Raw genomic sequence first — 20,561 nt, forward strand, 5'->3', positions numbered from 1 at the left:
GTTGTTTGGTGGCCAGGACTACTGGGCGACCTGGGTAATTTCGAAAGTCTTGGGCTGCTGGGCGGCGTGGGGGTGCTCTGCACCGCGGTACACCTTCAGCTTGCCCAGCTGCTGGGCAGCGAGGGAGTTCTTGGGGAGCATGCCCTTGATGGCCTTCTCAACGGCGCGGACCGGGTTGGACTCCAGGAGTTCCGCATAGTTGACGGAGGTCAGGCCGCCCGGGTAGCCGGAGTGCCGGTAGGCGCGCTTCTGCTCCAGCTTGGCGCCGGTCAGGGCTACCTTCTCAGCGTTGATGATGATGACGAAGTCGCCCATGTCCATGTGGGACGCAAAGGTGGCCTTGTGCTTGCCGCGCAGCAGGATTGCGGTCTGGCTCGCGAGACGACCAAGGACAACGTCTGTGGCGTCAATGACGTGCCACTGGCGGTTGATATCGCCGGGCTTCGGGGTGTACGTACGCACGGTTTTTGCCTCGTTCTTGTTCTGGCGTTCTTGTTTAGGTGTCACGCAAACGTGTGCACCTACTATCTATGCGCTACCGGAACAGAGGTGAGGGCTCTATGTAACCAGTCATCCTGAGGTCTCGAATGTGCACGTTGAGTAGTTATCCTGCAACCGGATTCTCAAGCGGGCACGCATCATCGAGAAAGGACACGCACAACGACTACCAATGTTAGCTTGAACGGGGCCCCAGGGTCAAAATAGGTGAGCCGGACGCTATTCGCAGCCCGCCGGCCTGACGCATGCAGGGGACTCGATGACTTCTTTGGGCAACGCCGGTTCAACGGTGCCGCTGTTCGTGGCTGGCATCGGACTCCTGGGACTCATTCTTTCACCTGTCGCAGAGTTGTTCATCGCCAAGCTCCTCCCCCGACTCGGAGGGCTACCCACCCCGCGCGTCCGGGTGACGACGGCGGTGACCACCGGCTTCCTCTGCGCTGCTTTCGCATTCCGATTTGAGGCCGACAAAGTACTGCCGGCGTTCCTACTGCTTGCAGTTCTCGGTATGCAGCTCGCCAGAATCGACATCGCGCTGCATTTACTGCCGAATCCTCTGGTTTTGTCCCTCTTATTAGGGGGACTCTTTTGCCTTCTGGCGGCGATTGTGGCCGGATCAGGCTGGTCAGACTCGCTTCGGGCAGTGGCAGGCGCAGCAATTCTCTTCGTCATCTACCTGATTTTGGCGATTATTTCCCCCCAGGGCATGGGAATGGGCGACGTCAAGTTCGCGGCACCCATGGGCCTTTACTTGGGGTACCTAGGCTGGAGCCAACTGTTGTACGGCGGCCTCCTAGGATTCATCCTGAACGGAGTCGTAACACTCTTCATCCTCCGCAGGAACCGCGCAGTACGCCCCTCTGAGGTGCCCCACGGGCCTTCCATGCTTTTTTCCGCGGCGGGCGTTGCGCTCCTTTTGACCTAGACCGCGGCCGCTCCCATCAAACTGCTGGCGTTCAGTCGCGTCGCCGCATCCAAGTAGTGGTCTGCGTACATACATCCCTGATGCGAGTACTCAGGATTGTGTTTCGAGTACGCCATTTAAAATGGCTAGGAAAATTCGAGTACCCCTACGCATTGTTGCCGGCACCCCCGAATGACAATCTCTTCTTAGCGAAGTCCAGCCGCTAAGGATTTATGGGGGCAGCTGGGAGTTCGTTGAAATCAATTCACATCCCTTTCACCGAATTAAGGAAAATACAATGACTTCTCTCATGGTCTCAATGATGGCATTTGTCGCCGGAGTTAAGGATCGCCTCAGCTCAGAAAAGGGTGCGACGGCCACGGAATACTCGCTTCTGGTTGGTCTGATCGCTCTCGTGATTGTTGTGGGCGTGGGGCTCTTCGGCACCAATCTCAATAACTTCTTCAACGGCCTCGCGGCAGCCGCTGGCCGTGGCTTCAGGCCAGCGCCGTAGTTAAATGCAAGTCTTACCAGTGTGCCGCATCGCATTGGCCCATGCGGCACACCTGCTTTCCTCTATCAGCTGTAAGTAACCCTGGGGGGACCCCTTGAAACGCAGCATTCGCTCTAAAGGCATCCTTCCAACTTCCGATCGAAGAGAAAGCGGCGCAGTTGCCGTCGAATTTGCTCTAGTTGCCCCGCTTTTACTAGCACTGGTCGCCGGTATCGTCGAGTTTTCTTTCGTTTACAACACGCAAATCTCCCTCTCCCAGGCAGCCCGCGAAGCAGCCAAACTACGCCGGAACAAAGGTTTGGTCCGAGGCCACGGCTTCTTTGAAAATATCCCAACCAACTTCACTGAATTAAGGAATAGCCATGACTTCTCTTATGGTCTCAATGATGACATTTGTCGCCGGAGTTAAGGATCGCCTCAGCTCCGAAAAGGGTGCGACGGCCACGGAATACTCGCTTCTGGTTGGTCTGATCGCTCTCGTGATTGTTGTGGGCGTGGGGCTCTTTGGCACCAGTCTCAATGACTTCTTCAACGGCCTCGCGGCAGCCGCTGGCCGTGGCTTCAGGCCAGCGCCGTAGTTAAATGCAAGTCTTACCGGTGTGCCGCATCGCATTGGCCCATGCGGCACACCTGCTTTCCTCTATCAGCTGTAAGTAACCCTGGGGGGACCCCTTGAAACGCAGCATTCGCTCTAAAGGCATCCTTCCAACTTCCGATCGAAGAGAGAGCGGCGCAGTTGCCGTCGAATTTGCTCTAGTTGCCCCGCTTTTACTAGCACTGGTCGCCGGTATCGTCGAGTTTTCTTTCGTTTACAACACGCAAATCTCCCTCTCCCAGGCAGCCCGTGAAGCAGCACGAAACTACGCCGTGACAAAGGTTTGGTCCGAGGCCACCACCGCGGGCATCGCCGGAGCACCCGGAAGCGGACTGATCGCCTCCGACTTCACATTGGCGCCGACCAGCACGTGTTCGGGGACAGGGAAGACGGTTCAAGTCACCGTGACTCACACCTTTAGCTCCCCGACCGGTTTCTCCCTCAACGTACAGGGAAGCAACATTTCTTTCTCAAACACTTTCGTCAGCACCGGAGTGGGAGCAATGCAATGCGAAGGTTAACTGCCGAAAATGGTCAACACCCCGAAAGAGGCGTAGCCGGCGTGCTTGTTGTTCTCATGATGCTGGTCCTGATCGGCGTGGGTGCTATCGCCGTCGATGTCGGGCAAATCTATTCCGAACGCGCCCAACTTCAGAACGCAGCCGATGCGGGTGCATTGGCCGTTGCAGACAGTTGCGCAAAAGGCTCCTGCGCGGTGGCCCTCGCGGCACCTTTGGCCAACCAAAACTCTCTCGACGGCAAGAGCGACCTGGGCGGGCCCGTTGACCTCTCGATTCCCGGCCAGGTCACGGTAAAGACGAAAACCAAAAACGGCACTGACGGCGGCCCCACGCTACCGAAGCTATTTTCCAATGCATTAGGGTCGGCTGCAGCGACTGTCGGTGCCAGCGCCACCGCCTTATGGCAGGTGACGCCACCCCCGGGCGCCTTTCCTCTGATCTTTGACAAGTGTCAAGTCGGGGCATCTTACGCCCCGGCAGGAAAAACCGTACTTATAAATGAACACGGAATGAGTCCCTGTGTCGGAAGTCCGTCCGGGCACCACATCCCGGGAGGTTTCGGCTGGCTGGACCCGGACACGACGCTTCCTTGCAATGCAAAGGCCGACTCAAATGCCTGGGTGGGGTCCAACCCGGGCAACAGCAAATTGCCGTCCTCCTGCATGCCCACGCTCAACGCGTGGCGTGCCGCCACCGACAACTCCAAGAACCAATATGCCATCGGGTACTTCCCAGTCTTTGATGATGGAGACGGCGGCGGCGCGCACGGCCGTTTCCACATTGTGGGATTCAGCAAGATTGAAGTTCACGGCTGGTCTTTCGTCCCGGACAAGGACGGGCTATCGAGCCCAAGAGCCGACCCGATCTGTGTCGGGTTGTTCAATCCGAGCAACAACCGCGGAATCTGCGGGAAGGTCCTTGAGTTCATTCCGTGGTCCGATCGGGCTTCTGTCGGCGGGCCACTTTTCCAACAAACAGTTGTGAAGCTCATTAAATAGTTCGACTAAGGAGATTCAAGTGAAAGCACGCCTACTGGGAGGCATCGCCGCACTGGTTGTAGCAATCATTGGCACCGTCCTTCTCTTCACCTACGTCCAAAGCGCGGATCGCCGCGCCTTGGCCAATACAGAAACGCAGGACGTCCTGGTGGTCAAGCAGAATATCCCGGCGGGAACGCCAGCCAGCCAGCTCGCACCGTACATCACCACCAAGGCTGTGCCGCGCACGACATTGGCCGCCGAAGCAGTAGAGGACCTCAACTCATTCGGCTCAAAAGTCACCTCGGTGGCCCTCGTTCCAGGCGAACAGCTCCTGAGCAGTCGCCTGGTGGACGCAACTGCCTACCTCGGGCCTGCCAGAATTGAGGTACCTCCTGGCCTCCAAGAGATCACGCTCCGCCTCGGCATCGACCGGGTGGTCGGCGGACATCTTCAAGCCGGCGACACTGTAGGCGTCTTCATTTCCATGGCGGCCGCGGCAGCCACAGGCACAGACGCCACCGCCGGGAATGCAACACAGCTCGCGTTTCATAAGGTTCTTGTGACGGCCGTCCAGTTCAGCTCGGGCGCTGCGGCCCAGACTCAAGCTGAAGCGACCCAGGCGAGTTCGACGGGCGCGCTGAACGCCGACAGTCAGTCCAAGCCGACAACAAGCGACGCATACCTCATCACTTTTGCGAGAAACGCTGTCGACGCCGAGAAGCTGGTGTTCGCCGCAGAGTTCGGGAAGATCTACCTGTCCAAGGAGCCGTCCGACGCAACTGAAGGAACCACCGGTGTTGTCAATCAGGTAAGGGTATTCCGATGAGCCGCTACATTCTGATATCCCCCTCCGCAGACTATGAGCGGACGGTCCGGGCCTCCATCGCGCCCCTTCGAGGCTCGCTGCAGTTCTACCAGGCGGCATATCTGCCAGACTCCCCGGAGGATATGCTAAGGCAGCAAACCGGTGAGCCGCCCGAAGTTTTGATTCTGGGGCCTGGGCTGCCTCTGGATGAAGCGCTCAAATTCGCTGCGGTCTTGGACCTTCAGTACCCGGAAATCAGTATCGTCTTGACCGCTGAAGACGACGGCGAAACTGCGCTGAATGCCATGCGCTCGGGCGTCCGCGACATCATCTCGCCAGCGGCCGATTCTGACGCGGTGCGCGCCTTGGTGGAAAGGGCCAGCCTCTCCGCTGCCGGTCGTCGCCGCGGTCTAGCCCCGACGGCGGTAGAAGGCATTGGCTCCGATGGTGGCAGAATCATCGCCGTGATGTCACCCAAGGGCGGGGTTGGCAAGACCACGATTGCCAGCAACCTTGCCATCGGGTTGGGACAGATTGCCCCGATGAGCGTTGTCATAGTGGACCTCGACCTCCAGTTTGGCGACGTCGCAAGCGGCCTGATGCTCGAACCGGAGTACACGATCACGGACGCTGTGGTGGGTGCCGCGAGCCAAGACGCAATGGTCCTAAAAACGTATCTCTCGCTACATCCCGGAAGCATCTACGCGCTCTGCGCGCCTCGCAATCCCATTGAGATGGACCGGATCACCGGTGAGCACATAAGCCATTTGCTCCGACAGTTGCGTTCCGAATTTCAATACGTTGTGGTGGATACCGCACCGGGGCTCGGTGAGCATGTGCTGGCAACGCTCGAGCAGGCAACCGACGCGGTATGGGTCTGCGGGATGGACATTCCCAGCATTCGTGGTCTGCGCACGGGATTCCGGATCCTCTCCGAACTCGATCTGCTTCCCGACAATCGCCACGTAGTACTGAACATGGCCGACCGCAAAACGGGCTTGACGGTCCAGGACGTCGAGGCAACCATCGGTGCCCCAGTGGACGTCGTGCTCCCCCGCTCACGAACGGTCCCATTTTCCACAAACAAGGGTGTTCCTCTCCTGCACGACGGTGGCCGAGACCTAGTCGCGAAAGGTCTCAGACAGCTCGTTGAACGATTCAAACCCAACTGGGAAGCGCGTCCCCATAAGAAGCTGCATCGAAGGGCGGTAGTGTCGTGAGTCTTTCCAACCGATTTGCCAAGTTGCGCGGCAATGACGACGAAGCGTTGGTTGACAACAGTTTTGCCGGCAGCATTCCCGCCCCGCCAACGGCACCCTCAACGCTCAGCTCAATCCAGCAAGCACAAGCTGCCGAACAGGCATCCGTACCTGTGAGCGTCGAGGTTACGGCCGGTAGCGCAAGCGAGGCCCTTTCGGCCCTTAAGGAGCGCGCCAGCGAGGCACTTTATGAGCGCCTGGGCTCCAGGATCACCGACTCGTCAATGGACGAATCAGAGCTCCATCAGTTTGTTAGAGATGAGCTGAAAGCTGTGGTGGACGAGGAGCAAGTGCCCCTATCAACCGGCGAGCGGCAACGTCTGACCCGGGAGATTATCGACGATGTCTTGGGGCACGGTCCTTTGCAGCGGTTTCTCGATGATCCGTCGGTCACAGAAATCATGGTCAACCGAGCCGATCAGATATATGTCGAGCGCCAGGGCCAGCTATTCCTGACGGACACAAAGTTCGCCAGCGAGGACGCTCTCCGACGTGTGATCGAACGCATCGTCACCCGGATCGGTCGGCGCATTGACGAGTCGTCACCGTTGGTTGACGCCCGACTCGCCGATGGGTCTCGTGTGAACGCCATCATCCCGCCCCTCGCCGTCAACGGCGCTTCCCTGACCATCCGAAAATTCGGCCGCGAAGCCCTCACTGTCCAGAAACTCATCAGCTTCGGAAGTTTGTCTCCCGAGATGGCCGAACTGCTTCAGGCCTGCGTGCTCGCGAAGATGAACATCATCGTCTCAGGCGGCACCGGTACGGGTAAAACGACCATGCTGAACGTCTTGTCCTCCTTCATTCCGGCTACTGACCGCATCGTCACCATCGAAGACGCTGTAGAACTGCAGCTACAACAGGACCACGTGGTCCGTCTGGAAAGCCGTCCCGCAAACATTGAGGGCAAGGGCGAGGTTTCGATTCGTGACCTGGTCCGGAATTCTCTCCGGATGCGGCCTGATCGGATTGTTGTCGGCGAAGTTCGAGGCGGTGAATCGCTGGACATGCTCCAAGCCATGAACACTGGCCACGATGGGTCGATCTCGACAGTTCACGCCAACTCTCCCCGCGATGCCATTGCCCGTCTAGAGACGCTGGTACTCATGGCCGGGATGGATCTCCCACTCAGGGCAATTCGCGAGCAGATTGCGTCCGCAGTCAACCTGATCGTACATATTTCCCGGCTGAGGGACGGTTCACGTCGGGTTACACACATTACGGAAGTCCAAGGCATGGAGGGCGACATAGTTACTCTTCAGGATGCCTTCGTTTTCGACTACTCAGCAGGAATCGACGCCAATGGCCGCTTCTTGGGGAAGCCCATCCCCACGGGCGTCCGGCCGCGCTTTACGGACAGGTTCACTGAATTGGGGATCCAGATTTCCCCCGCTGTCTTTGGCGCCCAAACAGCCAGGAGCCGGTGATGGACGCATCCGAGGTGCCCGTGAGCTTCTTTGCAGCTGGAATGTTGATGGTCTTCGCGGCAGTAGTACTCCTTTTTGTCTTCGTCTTCAAATCGCAAAGCGTCTTACCGGTTACCCGTCGTCGCCCTGACGTCGCTGTCACTGCGGCGAGTGGATTGACCCGGCTGACAGATTCAGCCGTAGCGGCCATCAACAAGCGACTCAAAGGCAGCAGGGGGTTCCTGGTTGACCGTGAAAAGCTGGAACGGGCGGGACTAAAAACTCAACCCGCGGACTATTTGTTGATGATGGGTGCCGGCGCTTTCGTGGGCACAGTCCTGGGGTTCATGCTCGGCGGGCTCTTCTTCGCACTTGTGCTCTTGGTTGCAGTCCCGTGCGGAATGCTTGTTTACCTTTCGTTCCTGACCTCACGGCGTCGCGTTAAGTTTGATCAACAGTTGCCGGACACGATCCAAATGCTCACGGGAAGCATGCGAGCGGGGCACAGCCTCCTGCGTGCCATCGACGCATCCGCGCGGGAAACTGACGCACCAATGGCGGAAGAACTCAGCAGAATCGTCAATGAAACCAGAATCGGGCGCGATTTGGGTGACTCCATGGCGGACGTCGCTGACCGCACATCGAGCGAAGACTTCAGCTGGATTTCGCAGGCAATCGAGATCCACAGGGAAGTCGGTGGCGACCTGGCCGAAGTTCTTGACCATGTGGGCGAAACCATCCGGGACCGCAACCAGATCCGGCGCCAGGTCAAGGCGCTCAGCGCTGAAGGCAAAATGTCAGCCGGAGTTCTGATGGCACTCCCGATCGTGCTCTTCTTCGCTCTCATCTTGATTAACCCCTCATATGCCAAGACCTTTACATCCACCGTCCCCGGCTTCATGATGCTCGGCGCCGCCGCAGTCATGTTGACGGCAGGCGGGTTCTGGCTCAGTCAACTCATTAAGCCGAAGTACTAGGAGGGCGACATGTCACTCATCGCACTTGGCGCCATGCTCGCCATAGTTCTTCCCATCTCTTTCCTGGTCTGGATTTCCTTCGGAACCGATCGGGTTGCCCTGCGAAATATTCAGGCCAATCTGGGGAACCGCTCCCAGGAAACCAAAAAGGAGAGCCTCACCGAACAATTCGGCAGCTTCGCACACCGGATCACGCCCGGCAGTTACGAGGCTTGGCTCGACAAGCAACTCGCCGCCGTCGGACGCCCCAAGGCTTGGCCTTTGAGCAGGCTCCTCGCCATCAAACCACTTCTTGGTCTAGCCGGCGGAGTCTTGGGTCTCTTCTACTTGATGGCCGAACCGGCTCCGGGCCGGTTTGCCATTCTCCTTGGCGCCATCGCGTTTGGCTACTTTGCTCCTGACCTGCTACTGCGGAGCAATGCCCAGAAGCGGCGGGATGCCATCCGGCAGGAGCTGCCCAATGCCTTGGACCAGATGCTGATCTCCGTGCAGGCGGGTCTGGGATTCGAGGCCGCCATGGCACGTGCGGCGCAGAACGGCCGCGGTCCCCTGGCGGACGAGTTCACCCGCACCCTCCAGGACATTCAGGTGGGACGATCGCGCAAGGAGGCCTACCTAACAATGTCGGAGCGGGTGGACGTTCCGGACCTGAAAAGCTTCATTCGCTCAATCGTCCAGGCGGACGCATATGGAATTGCCATTGCGAAAGTACTAAAGTCGCAGGCTCAGGAAATGCGCCTCAAACGCCGCCAGCGGGCCGAAGAGCACGCCATGAAGATCCCGGTCAAGATCCTGTTCCCGCTGATCTTCTTCATCTTCCCCACCTTGTTCATCATTCTGCTTGGTCCTGCAGTCATGAACATCATCGCAGCGTTTTCCTAGGAGCAGACATGGGCATGTTGGCGGAGATTTGTTCCACGGCGCGGAATTGGCGCGAACGGTTTCGCTGCGAAGAACGAGGCGCTACGGCCACGGAGTACAGCATTCTCGTCGGATTCATCGCCATCGTCATTGTGGCCGGCGTAGGGCTCTTCGGTATTTCCCTAAATGGCGTGTTCACAGACCTCACCACGGGAGTGAAGACGGCGCTCGGAATCCCGTAGGCCCCCACCCACGGCGCCAACCAGCGCCCCAAGAACCGGACCCCCTCGGCACCCAGAACCGAGGGGGTCCGCTTGCGTGCCCGAAAGGGACGATTTCCCAAGTCTTCCGCAGCCTTCTCCTAGCACAGGCGCAAGGTACGTCGGATCTGGGAAGTCTTCGCGCAGGATATTCCAAGGTCGAAGATGTGTGGAACAACCGTTCAGGAAGCTCGGCCGCCGCACCCAGGTGGTGCTGTGCCAGCTTCCGCTGACGCTCGTTGTCACTGTCCTGGGCGTGATGACACCGTTTACGTGGCCCTCGATCCTGTCCAGCCCCGTCTATCTGGCCGGACTCACCCTTCATCTCATCCTGATCGTGGCCTGCTTTGTGATGCCTTGGGAGCGCCTGCACCCCAGCGCCTGTCTCATCGTCCCGGTGCTGGATCTGCTGGCGGTCGGGCTCCTGCGGAACGGTGCCGCGCCGCTGCTGCCCGGCCTGGTAATCCTGGTGGTCTTTCCAATCATCTGGCTCGCCGCGTCCGGCATGCTGGTCCGCACCAGCCTCGTGGTGAGCGCCGTGGGGCCGTTCCTGATCATGCTCCCCACGACAGCCGTGCACTTTCCCAACTTCGCGGCCGCCGACATCACGGCCCTGGTCCTCTTCCCGCTCATGATGCTGGCCGTTGCGCTGGCCATCCGCTTTGCCAGCGTTAACGTGCGCGTCCAGCAGCGCGAGCTGCAGGCCCTGGGCGAGGAACTGCGGGAGCTGCTCACCGAAAGCCGGGAGCGGGAAAAACTCCTGATGACCATCCTGGACGCCACCGACGTCGGCATTGTTGCCGTCGATTCGAACGGCAACCAACTGCTGGCGAATAACATGATGCGGCGGTGGCAGGGGCGCGCCGCACCGGCCGCCGTCGGGCCTGCAGACCACACTGAACAGCACGTCTTCGCCCAGGACAAAGTGACCCTTTTGCCGCCGGACAAGCGCCCCCTCAGCCGCGCCATGGCCGGAGAAGCGTTCGCGGACTACCTAGTGTGGATCGGCGCGGCTCCGCAGCAGCGCGCGGTGTCCACCGCTGCCAGGCCCCTAATGGACGACGGCGGCCGCCTCGCCGGAGCGGTGGTGGTCTTCAGCGACGTCACGGGCCTGGTTGAAGCCATGTCAGCGAACCAGGACCTGGTCTCGAACGTTTCCCACGAATTCCGGTCCCCGCTCAATTCCATCCTCGGCAACATCGACCTGGTGCTCGAGGACAGCGACGGCCTGCCCCACCAGGCCGTCCAGCGTCTCACCGTGGTCCAGCGCAACTCCGAGCGCCTGCTCGCCCTCGTCTCAGACCTGACGCTCGAGGCCTCCGCCGCACTCAAAATCCACCCGAAACGGACCGACATCTCCGGCCTCGTGGAGACCTGCATCGGCTCGGCACAGGCACAGGCGGACCGGTCCTCGGTGGCTCTGGTGGCCGATGTACCTTCCCCGCTGTGGGCCTACGCCGACCCGCTGCGGATCGGGCAGGCGCTGGACAACCTGGTGTCGAACGCCATCAAGTTCTCCCCCGACGGCGGCACGGTGACCATCCGCGCCACCGGCACCAAGGGATGGGTCCGGCTCGCAGTGCAGGACACCGGGATGGGCATGGCACCCGAGGACGCCGCCAAGGTCTTCAGCCGGTTCTTCCGCACCGAGGCCGCACGCGACGCCGCCATCCCGGGCGCCGGGCTGGGCCTGTCCATCACGAAGACCATCCTCGAACGACACGGCGGCGCCATCGCATGCCACAGCGCCCTGGGCTCCGGCAGCACGTTCACCATGACCCTCCCAGTCGAGGCTGCGGGTGGTTGATTCGACCACTTCGGGTTTCGACGCGCTCAACCACCGGGCTCGGTTTCGACACGCTCAACCACCGGCCGGTCCTCAGTGTTCGCGCCGTGCCCTGGTCAGCTCGGCGCGGGCCAGCATCTCGTCGTCGGAGGGGTAGGCCACTTCCTCCAGGACCAGCGGGTGGGGCGCGGCCAGGACTGACTTGGCGTCGCGCTTCCTGGCCATGAGGCGGTCATGCAGCCAGCCCGGCTTCTCCACGCCCTCGCCCACGAACAGGGCCGAACCCACCAGGGAGCGGACCATGTTGTGGCAGAACGCGTCAGCCTGGACGGTGGCCACAATGACCCCGTCCTCGCCGCGGCGGAACTCGAAGCGCTGCAGCTCACGGATGGTGGTGGCACCCTCACGCGGTTTGCAATATGACAGGAAATTCTGCAGGCCCAGCAGCTTGGACGCGCCCTCGTTCAGGAGATCCACGTCCAGCGGGTTCCTGTGCCACAGCGTGAAGTACCGTTCGAGCGGGTCCCACAGGGCAGGGCCGTCCGCGATCCGGTAGCTGTAACGGCGCCACAGGGCTGAGAAGCGGGCGTCGAACCCCACCGGCGCCAAGGACACCACGTGGACCTCAATGGCGCCGGCCAGATCGCCCAGGCCGTGGCTGAGCGCGCCGCGGATCCGGCGCAAAAGCGCGACGGCGGGATCCAGTTCGTGGCCGCGCGGCAGCGCCAGCCACTCGGCTTCGGTCAGGTCCAGATGCACCACTTGCCCACGGGCATGCACACCGGCATCGGTCCGCCCCGCCACTGTCACCCGGACGGGGCGCCGGATCAGGAGGGCCAGCGCCTCCTCCAGGACACCCTGGATGGTGCGCAGGCCGGGCTGCAGCGCCCACCCGCTGAAGGGGCCGCCGTCGTACGATAAATCAAGCCGGACACGCAAAAACCCGCCGCCCCCCAAAACGGGGGCCGCGGGTTTTTGGTGGTTCATAGGCCTAAGTCTATGCGAAGAAAATCAGCGAATTACTTCGCGTCCTTCTGCTCTGCAGCGGGAGCTTCAGCTTCCTCAGCGGCCGGAGCCTCTTCGGTAGCAGCTTCCTCAGCGGCCGGAGCCTCAGCAGCGTCAGTCTCAGCAGCTTCGGTCTCAACAACCTCAGCCTCGGGAGCTTCTTCGGCGGCCGGTGCAGCGGCAGCGGCTTCCTTCTTGTCGGCATCGCGCTTGGCAGCGGAGGTAGCCTCGGCTACCACGGCCTGCTTGGCGGAAACCGGCTCAAGAACCAGTTCGATAACAGCCATGGGAGCGTTGTCGCCCTTGCGGTTGCCGATCTTGGTGATGCGGGTGTAGCCACCTTCGCGGTTCTCCACTGCCTGCGCAATGTCGGTGAACAGCTCGTGGACGATGCCCTTGTTGCTGATCAGGCCGAGCACGCGACGGCGGGAAGCCAGGTCGCCACGCTTGGCGAAAGTCACCAGGCGCTCGGCGTAGGGCTTCAGTCGCTTGGCCTTGGTCACCGTGGTGGTGATCCGCTTGTGCTCGAACAGTGCGGCGGACAGGTTCGCGAGCATAAGACGCTCGTGAGCCGCTCCGCCTCCGAGGCGCGGACCCTTAGCGGGGGTAGGCATAATAGTTTCTCCTCATATGGAAGCCAGTGGGCTGCGCACACCGTGGTGCATCCAGCCAGCCGGCCAAGATCTGTTTGTTAGAGTTCGTCGTCGCTGAACGCGGCGTCGTCCTCTTCAATTGCGGCGGCGCGTGCTGCGAGGTCAAAACCGGGAGGCGAGTCCTTGAGGGACAGGCCCAGTTCAACCAGCTTTGCCTTGACCTCGTCAATGGACTTCGCACCGAAGTTACGGATGTCCATCAGGTCAGCCTCGGAGCGTGCAACGAGTTCACCCACAGTGTGGATGCCCTCACGCTTGAGGCAGTTGTAGGAACGGACGGTGAGGTCCAGATCCTCGATCGGCAGTGCCATGTCTGCTGCCAGGGCAGCGTCCGTCGGCGACGGGCCAATCTCGATACCTTCAGCTGCGGTGTTCAGCTCGCGGGCCAGACCGAAGAGTTCCACCAGGGTGGTACCTGCGGAAGCAACGGCATCGCGCGGGGCGATGGCCTGCTTGGTCTCGACGTCGACAATGAGCTTGTCGAAGTCGGTGCGCTGCTCAACACGGGTTGCTTCCACGCGGAAAGTAACCTTCAGTACCGGCGAGTAGATCGAGTCGACCGGGATACGGCCGATCTCCTGGTCGCCGGACTTGTTCTGAGCTGCCGAAACGTAGCCGCGGCCGCGCTCGATGGTCAGTTCGAGTTCGAACTTGCCCTTCGAGTTCAGCGTGGCAATGTGCAGATCCGGGTTGTGGAATTCGACGCCGGCCGGCGGAGCGATGTCCGCGGCGGTGACGACTCCGGGGCCCTGCTTGCGCAGGTAAGCAACAACCGGCTCGTCGTGCTCGGAGGAGACCGACAAGCTCTTGATGTTGAGGATGATCTCAGTGACATCTTCCTTGACACCCGGAACCGTGGTGAACTCGTGCAGCACGCCATCGATCCGGATGCTGGTTACAGCGGCACCGGGGATGGAGGAGAGCAGGGTACGGCGGAGGGAGTTACCGAGGGTGTAGCCGAAGCCCGGTTCCAGCGGTTCGATGATGAACCGCGAGCGGTTTTCGGAGACGACCTCTTCGGAGAGGGTGGGGCGCTGTGCAATGAGCACTTAGGTTTCCTTTCGGCGAGCATCCGCTATATGACGCAACACAGGTGGTGGAAATTCGGTCTGAAGACTTAACGCGGCCGGGCTTGCCCGGACCATCAACGGTCCGGGCAAGCTCGAGCTGCTGGAAAAGCCTTAGACGCGGCGGCGCTTCGGCGGACGGCAGCCGTTGTGCGCTGCGGGGGTGACGTCCTGGATGGAGCCAACCTCCAGGCCAGCGGCCTGCAGCGAGCGGATTGCAGTCTCGCGTCCTGAACCCGGTCCCTTGACGAAAACGTCAACCTTGCGCATGCCGTGCTCCTGCGCACGCTTGGCAGCAGCTTCGGCAGCCATCTGGGCCGCGAACGGGGTGGACTTGCGTGAGCCCTTGAAGCCAACCTCACCTGAGGAAGCCCAAGAGATAACAGCGCCGTTCGGATCCGTGATGGAAACGATGGTGTTGTTAAAAGTGCTCTTGATGTGCGCCTGGCCCAGCGCGATATTCTTTTTGTCCTTCTTACGCGGCTTGCGAACCGCGCCACGAGTCTTCGGGGGCATTTTTTCTCCTACAGAAAGTTTATTGGGAGCCGGTTAATCCCGAAGGATTTAACGGGCCTTCTTCTTGCCTGCGACGGTGCGCTTCGGGCCCTTGCGGGTACGGGCGTTGGTCTTCGTACGCTGCCCTCGAACGGGCAGGCCCTTACGGTGGCGAATACCTTCGTAGCTGCCGATTTCAACCTTGCGGCGGATATCAGCTGCTACTTCGCGGCGAAGGTCACCCTCAACCTTGTAGTTGCCTTCGATGTAGTCACGCAGCTCAACCAGCTGGGCATCGGTGAGGTCCTTAACACGGACGTCAGCGCTGATGCCAGTGGCAGCCAGGGTTTCGTGTGCACGGGTCTTGCCCACGCCGTAGATGTAAGTAAGCGCAATTTCCAACCGCTTTTCGCGGGGAATGTCTACGCCAGCGAGACGAGCCATAATGGCAGTGCTCCTTGTATAAACCGGAGGTCGTAGGCAGTACACCCGCACGGTCCATGCGGCCCCAGCCTCCGACCGGGGGTTAGCTGTCCGGGCTCTTGCGTCCCAATTCAGCTTGTGCTGCCTTTTATTTACTTGCGTGGGTTAGCAACCCAGGTTTTCCTTCAAAGAAGGAAATTAGCCCTGGCGCTGCTTGTGGCGCGGGTTCTCGCAGATCACCATGACCCGGCCATTACGGCGGATCACTTTGCACTTTTCGCAGATCTGCTTGACGCTCGGCTTGACCTTCATGGCATTCCTTTGCGTGTGGCAGTTGGTCAACTGGAGCAGCGTTCAGCTCATGCTGAGGCCGCCCAGAATTTACTTGTAGCGGTAGACGATACGACCCCGAGTGAGGTCATAAGGGCTCAGTTCCACCACTACCCGGTCCTCAGGGAGAATCCTGATGTAGTGCTGGCGCATCTTGCCTGAGATGTGCGCGAGTACGATGTGCTTGTTGGTCAGCTCAACGCGAAACATCGCGTTAGGCAGCGCCTCAGTCACAACGCCTTCGATCTCAATGACCCCGTCCTTCTTGGCCATACCCTCCGCTAACTGTTGTTGCCGCAGCCCTGCCGGATTGCACCGGACATGACCACGAACGTTTTTGTTGGATCGGTTATCACCTCCGGCCCCAAACAGGGCACAGCTGGGCAGACAACCAACAAACGACTCTACTACATCTGCACTCAATTACCAAAAACCACAGACTTACACAACTACCGGACGCTCCCGGTGGTTGAGCTTGCCGAAACCCCATCCAGGATCGCCAAGCGCACGACGTCGGCTGCCGCACTCTGGAGCGTGATGAGACCGATCTGCCGCGCAGTCTCAGTACTCCGGTCCAGCGCCACCTCGCCAGTCGCCAGGCAGAAGACGGTATCCCCATCCGCCAACGTATGGGAAGGATTCAACGCCCGGGCCAGGCCGGCATGCGCCGCCGAAGCTGTCCGGTAGCACTCAGCTGGGTCCAGGACGGCATTAGTAGCAACAACAACGAGAGTCGTATTGAGCGCAGGGGGCTCGTGGGGCGGAACGACCGAGCGCGCGGAGGGTTGCGGCTCCTGCCGCCCGTCCTCGACGGGAAAGCCAAGCGCGTTAACCACGGCCAAGGCCCCCACAATTACGCCGCTCTCGAGCGTGACCGACGCCGTGCCCACGCCGCCTTTGAACTGGCCCCGCCCGATAAGCGCTCCCGTGCCGGCGCCCACGCTGCCGCGCCCGACATCGTGCCCGTCCTCCTCGGCAGCAGCGGCGACGGCTGCCGCATAGCCCATGTTCGCCGTCGGACGGGCTGAGAAGTCGCCGCCGCGGCCCAGGTCGAAAATGGCGGCGGCCGGGACGATCGGCACCACTCCCCCGGTCACCGCGAAGCCCCGGCCGTTCTCTTCGCACCACCACTGGACACCGTGGGCAGAGACCAGGCCATAAGCGCTGCCGCCGGTGAGGACCACGGCGTCCACCGTGGACACCAGGGTGGTCGGGTCCAGGGCATCGGTCTCGTGCGTGCCGGGCCCTCCGCCGCGGACATCCACCGACCCGACCGTCCCCGGCGGCGGCAGCACCACCGTCACGCCGGTCAGCCAGCCGTCGTCGTTCTTCTGCGCGTGCCCCACCCGGATTCCCGGTACGTCGGTAATGGCTCCCATAGGCTCCATTGTGCCCTTCGCCTGGTCACCGGACGGCCGTTTGACGACGCGCGAAATTCTAAGCGACACGCAAAATCCCTGGGGACACCAGTATTTGGGTGTCCCCAGGGACTTTCTGTGTCGCAGGGGTTACAGCGCGTCGAAACCTACGGGATCGGCACCGGCGTGACGCCGAGCGGCACCAGGTGCTCCGCACCGCCGTCGGGCGCGGAAAGCACCCAGATGCCCTTTTCGTGGACGGCCACGGAGTGCTCCCACTGGCAGGAGCGCTTGCCGTCAGTGGTCACTACGGTCCAGTCGTCGGCCAGGACGGCGGTGTCGATGCTGCCGCGGACCAGCATGGGCTCGATGGCAAGGCACAGCCCGGGCTTGATCTTGGGACCGCGGTGGCTGGTCCGGTAGTTTAGGACGTCCGGGGCCATGTGCATCTCGGAGCCGATGCCGTGGCCCACGTAGTCCTCCAGGATGCCCAGCGGCTTGCCCGGCACGCAGGACACGTAGTCGTCGATGGCAGCGCCGATATCGCCCACGTGGCTGCCGGTGGCGAGCGCCGCGATGCCGTGCCACATGGCCGCGTGGGTGACGTCGGAGAGCCGCTGGTCCTCGGCGTCCGCGTTACCCACAATGACGGTCCGCGCGGAGTCCGAATGCCAGCCGTCAACGATGGCACCGCCGTCGATTGAGATGATGTCGCCGTCGTTCAGGACCTTGCCGCCGGGGATGCCGTGCACCACTTCCTCGTTCACGGATGTGCAAACGGTGGCCGGGAAGCCGTGGTAGCCCAGGAAGTTGGACTTGGCACCGGCCTCGTTCAGCACTGCGGCGAAGACGTCGTCCAGGTGCTTGGTGGTGACGCCTGGCACAGCCGCTGCAACAGCGGCGTCCAATGCACGGCTCAGGACCAGGCCGGCCTCGTGCATGGTGCGCATCTGGGCGTTGGTTTTGTATTCGATACGGGGCTGGCCGAAGGCCATGGTGTGTCCTCTCAATGGCTGAGGCTCCTCCCGGGTACCGGGAGGAGCCTCGAATCACTTGGTTGCCTGGCTCAGGCGGCCTGGCCCGCCTTGATGGCTTCCATAACGCGGTCGGTGACCTCGTCGATGCCGCCGATGCCGTCCACCCGGGTCAGGATGCCGCGGTCGGCATACTTGGCCACAACGGCTTCGGTCTGCTCGTGGTAAAGGTCAAGGCGGTGGCGGATTACGGCTTCGTTGTCGTCGCTCCGGCCGGTTTCCTTGGCACGGCCCAACAGGCGGGCGACGAGTTCCTCGTCATCGGCCGTGAGCTGCAGGACGACGTCGAGCTTTTCCTCGCTGGTGGCGAGGATCCCGTCGAGGTAGTCCACCTGCGCGGTGGTGCGCGGGTAGCCGTCCAGGAGGAAGCCGTTTTCGACGTCGGACTCGCTGAGGCGGTCGCGGACCATTTTGTTGGTCACGCTGTCCGGAACGAAATCGCCGGCATCCATGTACTTCTTGGCTTCGATGCCAAGGGGCGTTTCGCCCTTCACGTTGGCGCGGAAGATATCACCGGTGGAAATCGCCACAACACCGAGGCGTTCGGAAATACGTTCTGCTTGGGTTCCTTTACCGGAACCGGGCGGTCCAATAATCAACATTTTTGTCATCGCAATAGCCCTTCGTAGTGACGTTGCTGTAGTTGCGCATCTATTTGCTTGACGGTTTCAAGGCCAACGCCCACCATGATCAGGATCGAGGTGCCACCGAACGGGAAGTTCTGGTTCGCGTTGATCAGTACCAGTGCAATCAGCGGAATCAGCGCCACGAAGCCAAGGTAGATGGCGCCGGGCAGCGTGATCCTGGAGAGCACGTACTGCAGGTAGTCCGCGGTGGGTTTACCGGCACGGATACCCGGGATGAAACCGCCGTACTTTTTCATGTTGTCGGAGACCTCTTCAGGGTTGAAGGTGATCGCGACGTAGAAGTATGTGAAGAACACGATCATGGCGAAGTACAGCGCCATGTAGATCGGGTGATCTCCTCGGGTCAGGTTGTTGTTGATCCACTCAACCCACGGCTGAAGCGGCTCGCCGTTCTTGGGCTGGTTGAACTGTGAAATCAGACCCGGCAGGTACAGCATGGAGGAAGCGAAGATCACGGGGATCACGCCTGCCATGTTCACCTTGATGGGGATGTAGGTGCTGGTACCGCCCACGGTGCGGCGTCCGATCATGCGCTTGGCATACTGCACCGGAACGCGGCGCTGGGACTGCTCCACGAACACCACCAAGGCAACGGTCAGCAACCCGATGGCCAGGACCAGGAAGAAGGTGCCCGGACCCTGCGAGGTCCAGATGGCACCGAGCGAGGTGGGGAACTGCGCCGCGATGGAGGTGAAGATGAGCAGCGACATACCGTTGCCCACGCCCTTTTCCGTGACAAGCTCGCCCATCCACATGATGAGTCCGGTGCCTGCGGTAAGGGTGATGATCAGCAGGATGGTGGTGATGATGCTGCTGTCAGGGATGATCGGCAGTGCACAGCCCGGCAGCAGTTGGCCTGAGCGCGCCAGCGACACCAGCGTCGTGGCGTTCAGCAGGCCCAGCGCGATGGTGAGGTACCGCGTGTACTGGGTGAGCTTGGACTGCCCGGAGGCGCCCTCCTCGTACAGCTCCTGGAACCGGGGAATGACCACCCGGAGCAGCTGCACAATGATACTGGCCGTGATGTACGGCATGATGCCCAGGGCAAAGATGGACACCTGAAGCAAGGCACCGCCGCTGAACAGGTTGACGAGCTGGTAGAGCCCGCCTGCCGTCTGACCGTTATGCAAGCATTGCTGGACATTCTGGTAGTTCACACCAGGCGAGGGAATGAAGGCACCCAAGCGGAAGATTGTGATGATTGCCAGCGTGAACAACAACTTGCGTCGCAGATCAGGCGTGCGAAAGGCCCGGCCAAATGCGCTAAGCAAGCGTCCTCCTGTGTTGTTAATGAGCGTGGTGTGATGGGGGGTCAATAATCCCAACAACCGAGTCTAACGGGTGGATTGGCGATGCGAACAATCCGCATGGCCAACGCGCGGCGGGCGGCGGGAATTATTCGGCGGCCGGATATGAAAGAAACTCCCGGCGTGCAGGGCCCTGGGGTCCTGCACGCCGGGAGTTAACAACGGGCATATGCCCACCGTCTGCTAGAGAGCGGTGGTGCTTCCGCCTGCTGCAGCAATCTTTTCTGCGGCGCTGGCCGAGAATGCGTGGGCGGTGACGTCAACCTTGACGGTGATGTCGCCGGTGCCAAGCACCTTGACGGGCTGGTTCTTGCGAACAGCACCCTTTTCGACCAGGTTCTCCACGGTGACTGCGCCACCTTCCGGGAACAGCTCGTTGAGCTTGTCCAGGTTTACAACCTGGAACTCAACCCGGAACGGGTTCTTGAAGCCGCGCAGCTTCGGCAGGCGCATGTGCAGCGGCAGCTGGCCGCCGGCAAAGCCAGCCTTGATCTGGTAGCGGGCCTTCGTACCCTTGGTACCGCGACCAGCGGTCTTACCCTTGGAACCTTCACCACGACCAACACGGGTCTTGGCGGTCTTGGCACCCGGGGCGGGACGCAGGTGGTGGACCTTCAGAGTGTTCTGCTTCTCAGCAGCCTCTACGGCGGTCTTCTTCTCTGCCATTTACTTCGCCTCCTCTACCTGTACCAGGTGCGGAACCGTGTTGAGCATTCCCACAGTCACGGCGTCGGCGGTGCGGACAACGGTGTGTCCGATCCGCTTCAGGCCGAGGGACCGCAGGGTGTCGCGCTGGTTCTGCTTGCCGCCAATGACGGACTTGATCTGAGTGATCTCCAACTGAGCGTCGGAGGGAATCAGGTTCTTAGCCATGAC

Annotated in this window: 27 protein-coding genes; 13 read left to right on the top strand and 14 right to left on the bottom strand. The window is 61.1% G+C overall.

Annotated features, from left to right (window positions below; all coding sequences use genetic code 11):
- Window positions 1-18: 18 nt before the first annotated feature.
- Entirely contained in the window at window positions 19-462 is a 444-nt protein-coding gene (gene rplM, locus ABIB27_RS04235; protein WP_015937805.1) for a 50S ribosomal protein L13, read from the bottom strand.
- A 295-nt stretch (window positions 463-757) separates the two neighbouring features.
- On the opposite strand from rplM, the gene ABIB27_RS04240 reads away from it, so the two are divergent.
- From ABIB27_RS04240 to ABIB27_RS04300, 13 genes are all read left to right on the top strand, one after another.
- Entirely contained in the window at window positions 758-1,423 is a 666-nt protein-coding gene (locus tag ABIB27_RS04240) for a prepilin peptidase (RefSeq protein WP_354253550.1), read from the top strand.
- 277 nt (window positions 1,424-1,700) lie between these two features.
- Window positions 1,701-1,916 (top strand): Flp family type IVb pilin, encoded by a 216-nt coding sequence (locus ABIB27_RS04245; protein ID WP_354253551.1) that lies wholly within the window; start codon window positions 1,701-1,703, stop codon window positions 1,914-1,916.
- Window positions 1,917-2,010: 94 nt separating this feature from the next.
- The gene (locus ABIB27_RS04250; RefSeq protein WP_354253552.1) at window positions 2,011-2,325 is read left to right on the top strand and encodes a TadE family protein; all 315 of its coding nucleotides are present in this window, start codon (window positions 2,011-2,013) and stop codon (window positions 2,323-2,325) included.
- A complete protein-coding gene (locus ABIB27_RS04255; protein ID WP_354253553.1) occupies window positions 2,279-2,494 on the top strand; it encodes a Flp family type IVb pilin in 216 nt (71 codons plus the stop codon). Before ABIB27_RS04250 ends, ABIB27_RS04255 begins: the two co-directional genes overlap by 47 nt.
- Window positions 2,495-2,588: 94 nt before the next feature.
- Complete coding sequence (locus ABIB27_RS04260; protein WP_354253554.1) at window positions 2,589-3,032, top strand: TadE/TadG family type IV pilus assembly protein; 444 nt, start codon at window positions 2,589-2,591, stop codon at window positions 3,030-3,032.
- A 41-nt stretch (window positions 3,033-3,073) separates the two neighbouring features.
- Window positions 3,074-4,030, top strand: a complete 957-nt coding sequence (locus ABIB27_RS04265; protein ID WP_354253555.1) for a pilus assembly protein TadG-related protein — start codon at window positions 3,074-3,076, stop codon at window positions 4,028-4,030.
- Window positions 4,031-4,049: 19 nt separating this feature from the next.
- Window positions 4,050-4,838, top strand: a complete 789-nt coding sequence (gene cpaB, locus ABIB27_RS04270) for a Flp pilus assembly protein CpaB (protein ID WP_354253556.1) — start codon at window positions 4,050-4,052, stop codon at window positions 4,836-4,838.
- A complete protein-coding gene (locus ABIB27_RS04275; protein ID WP_354253557.1) occupies window positions 4,835-6,037 on the top strand; it encodes a CpaE/TadZ family protein in 1,203 nt (400 codons plus the stop codon). The genes cpaB and ABIB27_RS04275 overlap by 4 nt, the downstream gene beginning before the upstream one ends.
- A complete protein-coding gene (locus ABIB27_RS04280; RefSeq protein ID WP_502909111.1) occupies window positions 6,034-7,503 on the top strand; it encodes a TadA family conjugal transfer-associated ATPase in 1,470 nt (489 codons plus the stop codon). Before ABIB27_RS04275 ends, ABIB27_RS04280 begins: the two co-directional genes overlap by 4 nt.
- Window positions 7,503-8,459 carry a type II secretion system F family protein gene (locus ABIB27_RS04285; protein WP_354253558.1) on the top strand — a complete coding sequence of 319 codons (957 nt, stop codon included), beginning with the start codon at window positions 7,503-7,505 and terminating at the stop codon, window positions 8,457-8,459. Before ABIB27_RS04280 ends, ABIB27_RS04285 begins: the two co-directional genes overlap by 1 nt.
- Before the next feature lie 9 nt (window positions 8,460-8,468).
- Window positions 8,469-9,341, top strand: coding sequence for a type II secretion system F family protein (locus ABIB27_RS04290; RefSeq protein WP_354253559.1), 873 nt, complete (start codon window positions 8,469-8,471; stop codon window positions 9,339-9,341).
- 8 nt (window positions 9,342-9,349) lie between these two features.
- Window positions 9,350-9,562 (top strand): Flp family type IVb pilin, encoded by a 213-nt coding sequence (locus ABIB27_RS04295; protein WP_354253560.1) that lies wholly within the window; start codon window positions 9,350-9,352, stop codon window positions 9,560-9,562.
- A gap of 187 nt (window positions 9,563-9,749) precedes the next feature.
- Window positions 9,750-11,387 (top strand): sensor histidine kinase, encoded by a 1,638-nt coding sequence (locus ABIB27_RS04300; RefSeq protein ID WP_354253561.1) that lies wholly within the window; start codon window positions 9,750-9,752, stop codon window positions 11,385-11,387.
- Window positions 11,388-11,459: 72 nt separating this feature from the next.
- On the opposite strand, the gene ABIB27_RS04305 is transcribed toward ABIB27_RS04300, so the two are convergent.
- The 13 genes from ABIB27_RS04305 to rpmD all read right to left on the bottom strand — a co-directional run bounded on the left by ABIB27_RS04305 (window position 11,460) and on the right by rpmD (window position 20,558).
- Window positions 11,460-12,353 carry a tRNA pseudouridine synthase A gene (locus ABIB27_RS04305; RefSeq protein WP_354253562.1) on the bottom strand — a complete coding sequence of 298 codons (894 nt, stop codon included), beginning with the start codon at window positions 12,351-12,353 and terminating at the stop codon, window positions 11,460-11,462.
- A gap of 32 nt (window positions 12,354-12,385) precedes the next feature.
- Entirely contained in the window at window positions 12,386-12,985 is a 600-nt protein-coding gene (gene rplQ / locus ABIB27_RS04310) for a 50S ribosomal protein L17 (protein WP_354253563.1), read from the bottom strand.
- A gap of 77 nt (window positions 12,986-13,062) precedes the next feature.
- Window positions 13,063-14,073, bottom strand: coding sequence for a DNA-directed RNA polymerase subunit alpha (locus ABIB27_RS04315; RefSeq protein WP_354215537.1), 1,011 nt, complete (start codon window positions 14,071-14,073; stop codon window positions 13,063-13,065).
- A gap of 132 nt (window positions 14,074-14,205) precedes the next feature.
- Window positions 14,206-14,607, bottom strand: a complete 402-nt coding sequence (gene rpsK, locus ABIB27_RS04320) for a 30S ribosomal protein S11 (protein WP_018769149.1) — start codon at window positions 14,605-14,607, stop codon at window positions 14,206-14,208.
- Between the two features lie 48 nt (window positions 14,608-14,655).
- Window positions 14,656-15,030 (bottom strand): 30S ribosomal protein S13, encoded by a 375-nt coding sequence (gene rpsM, locus ABIB27_RS04325; protein ID WP_028275004.1) that lies wholly within the window; start codon window positions 15,028-15,030, stop codon window positions 14,656-14,658.
- A gap of 177 nt (window positions 15,031-15,207) precedes the next feature.
- Window positions 15,208-15,321: a 50S ribosomal protein L36 gene (rpmJ, locus tag ABIB27_RS04330; protein WP_009358722.1), complete on the bottom strand. Its 114-nt coding sequence runs from the start codon at window positions 15,319-15,321 to the stop codon at window positions 15,208-15,210.
- 69 nt (window positions 15,322-15,390) lie between these two features.
- Entirely contained in the window at window positions 15,391-15,612 is a 222-nt protein-coding gene (infA, locus tag ABIB27_RS04335; RefSeq protein WP_009358723.1) for a translation initiation factor IF-1, read from the bottom strand.
- 176 nt (window positions 15,613-15,788) lie between these two features.
- The gene (locus ABIB27_RS04340; protein WP_354253564.1) at window positions 15,789-16,718 is read right to left on the bottom strand and encodes a P1 family peptidase; all 930 of its coding nucleotides are present in this window, start codon (window positions 16,716-16,718) and stop codon (window positions 15,789-15,791) included.
- A 146-nt stretch (window positions 16,719-16,864) separates the two neighbouring features.
- Window positions 16,865-17,692, bottom strand: coding sequence for a type I methionyl aminopeptidase (gene map, locus ABIB27_RS04345; RefSeq protein ID WP_354253584.1), 828 nt, complete (start codon window positions 17,690-17,692; stop codon window positions 16,865-16,867).
- A 71-nt stretch (window positions 17,693-17,763) separates the two neighbouring features.
- The gene (locus ABIB27_RS04350; RefSeq protein WP_354215602.1) at window positions 17,764-18,333 is read right to left on the bottom strand and encodes an adenylate kinase; all 570 of its coding nucleotides are present in this window, start codon (window positions 18,331-18,333) and stop codon (window positions 17,764-17,766) included.
- Between the two features lie 5 nt (window positions 18,334-18,338).
- On the bottom strand, window positions 18,339-19,649 hold the full coding sequence (gene secY, locus ABIB27_RS04355; protein ID WP_354215538.1) for a preprotein translocase subunit SecY: 1,311 nt from the start codon (window positions 19,647-19,649) through the stop codon (window positions 18,339-18,341).
- A 219-nt stretch (window positions 19,650-19,868) separates the two neighbouring features.
- Window positions 19,869-20,351 (bottom strand): 50S ribosomal protein L15, encoded by a 483-nt coding sequence (gene rplO, locus ABIB27_RS04360; RefSeq protein ID WP_354215539.1) that lies wholly within the window; start codon window positions 20,349-20,351, stop codon window positions 19,869-19,871.
- Window positions 20,352-20,558, bottom strand: a complete 207-nt coding sequence (gene rpmD, locus ABIB27_RS04365; RefSeq protein ID WP_164205902.1) for a 50S ribosomal protein L30 — start codon at window positions 20,556-20,558, stop codon at window positions 20,352-20,354.
- Window positions 20,559-20,561: the final 3 nt, after the last annotated feature.

It is taken from the genome of Arthrobacter sp. UYEF21, from assembly GCF_040546085.1.
GTDB lineage: Bacteria > Actinomycetota > Actinomycetes > Actinomycetales > Micrococcaceae > Arthrobacter.

What these genes read in the sequence shown, in the direction of transcription:
- ABIB27_RS04240 (WP_354253550.1), top strand. Translation starts at nt 758, where the DNA reads ATGACTTCTTTGGGCAACGCCGGTTCAACGGTGCCGCTGTTCGTGGCT.
- ABIB27_RS04245 (WP_354253551.1), top strand. Translation starts at nt 1,701, where the DNA reads ATGACTTCTCTCATGGTCTCAATGATGGCATTTGTCGCCGGAGTTAAG.
- ABIB27_RS04255 (WP_354253553.1), top strand. Translation starts at nt 2,279, where the DNA reads ATGACTTCTCTTATGGTCTCAATGATGACATTTGTCGCCGGAGTTAAG.
- ABIB27_RS04275 (WP_354253557.1), top strand. Translation starts at nt 4,835, where the DNA reads ATGAGCCGCTACATTCTGATATCCCCCTCCGCAGACTATGAGCGGACG.
- ABIB27_RS04285 (WP_354253558.1), top strand. Translation starts at nt 7,503, where the DNA reads ATGGACGCATCCGAGGTGCCCGTGAGCTTCTTTGCAGCTGGAATGTTG.
- ABIB27_RS04290 (WP_354253559.1), top strand. Translation starts at nt 8,469, where the DNA reads ATGTCACTCATCGCACTTGGCGCCATGCTCGCCATAGTTCTTCCCATC.
- ABIB27_RS04295 (WP_354253560.1), top strand. Translation starts at nt 9,350, where the DNA reads ATGGGCATGTTGGCGGAGATTTGTTCCACGGCGCGGAATTGGCGCGAA.
- ABIB27_RS04305 (WP_354253562.1), bottom strand. Translation starts at nt 12,353, where the DNA reads ATGAACCACCAAAAACCCGCGGCCCCCGTTTTGGGGGGCGGCGGGTTT.
- rplQ (WP_354253563.1), bottom strand. Translation starts at nt 12,985, where the DNA reads ATGCCTACCCCCGCTAAGGGTCCGCGCCTCGGAGGCGGAGCGGCTCAC.
- rpsK (WP_018769149.1), bottom strand. Translation starts at nt 14,607, where the DNA reads ATGCCCCCGAAGACTCGTGGCGCGGTTCGCAAGCCGCGTAAGAAGGAC.
- rpsM (WP_028275004.1), bottom strand. Translation starts at nt 15,030, where the DNA reads ATGGCTCGTCTCGCTGGCGTAGACATTCCCCGCGAAAAGCGGTTGGAA.
- rpmJ (WP_009358722.1), bottom strand. Translation starts at nt 15,321, where the DNA reads ATGAAGGTCAAGCCGAGCGTCAAGCAGATCTGCGAAAAGTGCAAAGTG.
- infA (WP_009358723.1), bottom strand. Translation starts at nt 15,612, where the DNA reads ATGGCCAAGAAGGACGGGGTCATTGAGATCGAAGGCGTTGTGACTGAG.
- ABIB27_RS04340 (WP_354253564.1), bottom strand. Translation starts at nt 16,718, where the DNA reads ATGGGAGCCATTACCGACGTACCGGGAATCCGGGTGGGGCACGCGCAG.
- map (WP_354253584.1), bottom strand. Translation starts at nt 17,692, where the DNA reads ATGGCCTTCGGCCAGCCCCGTATCGAATACAAAACCAACGCCCAGATG.
- ABIB27_RS04350 (WP_354215602.1), bottom strand. Translation starts at nt 18,333, where the DNA reads ATGTTGATTATTGGACCGCCCGGTTCCGGTAAAGGAACCCAAGCAGAA.
- rplO (WP_354215539.1), bottom strand. Translation starts at nt 20,351, where the DNA reads ATGGCAGAGAAGAAGACCGCCGTAGAGGCTGCTGAGAAGCAGAACACT.
- rpmD (WP_164205902.1), bottom strand. Translation starts at nt 20,558, where the DNA reads ATGGCTAAGAACCTGATTCCCTCCGACGCTCAGTTGGAGATCACTCAG.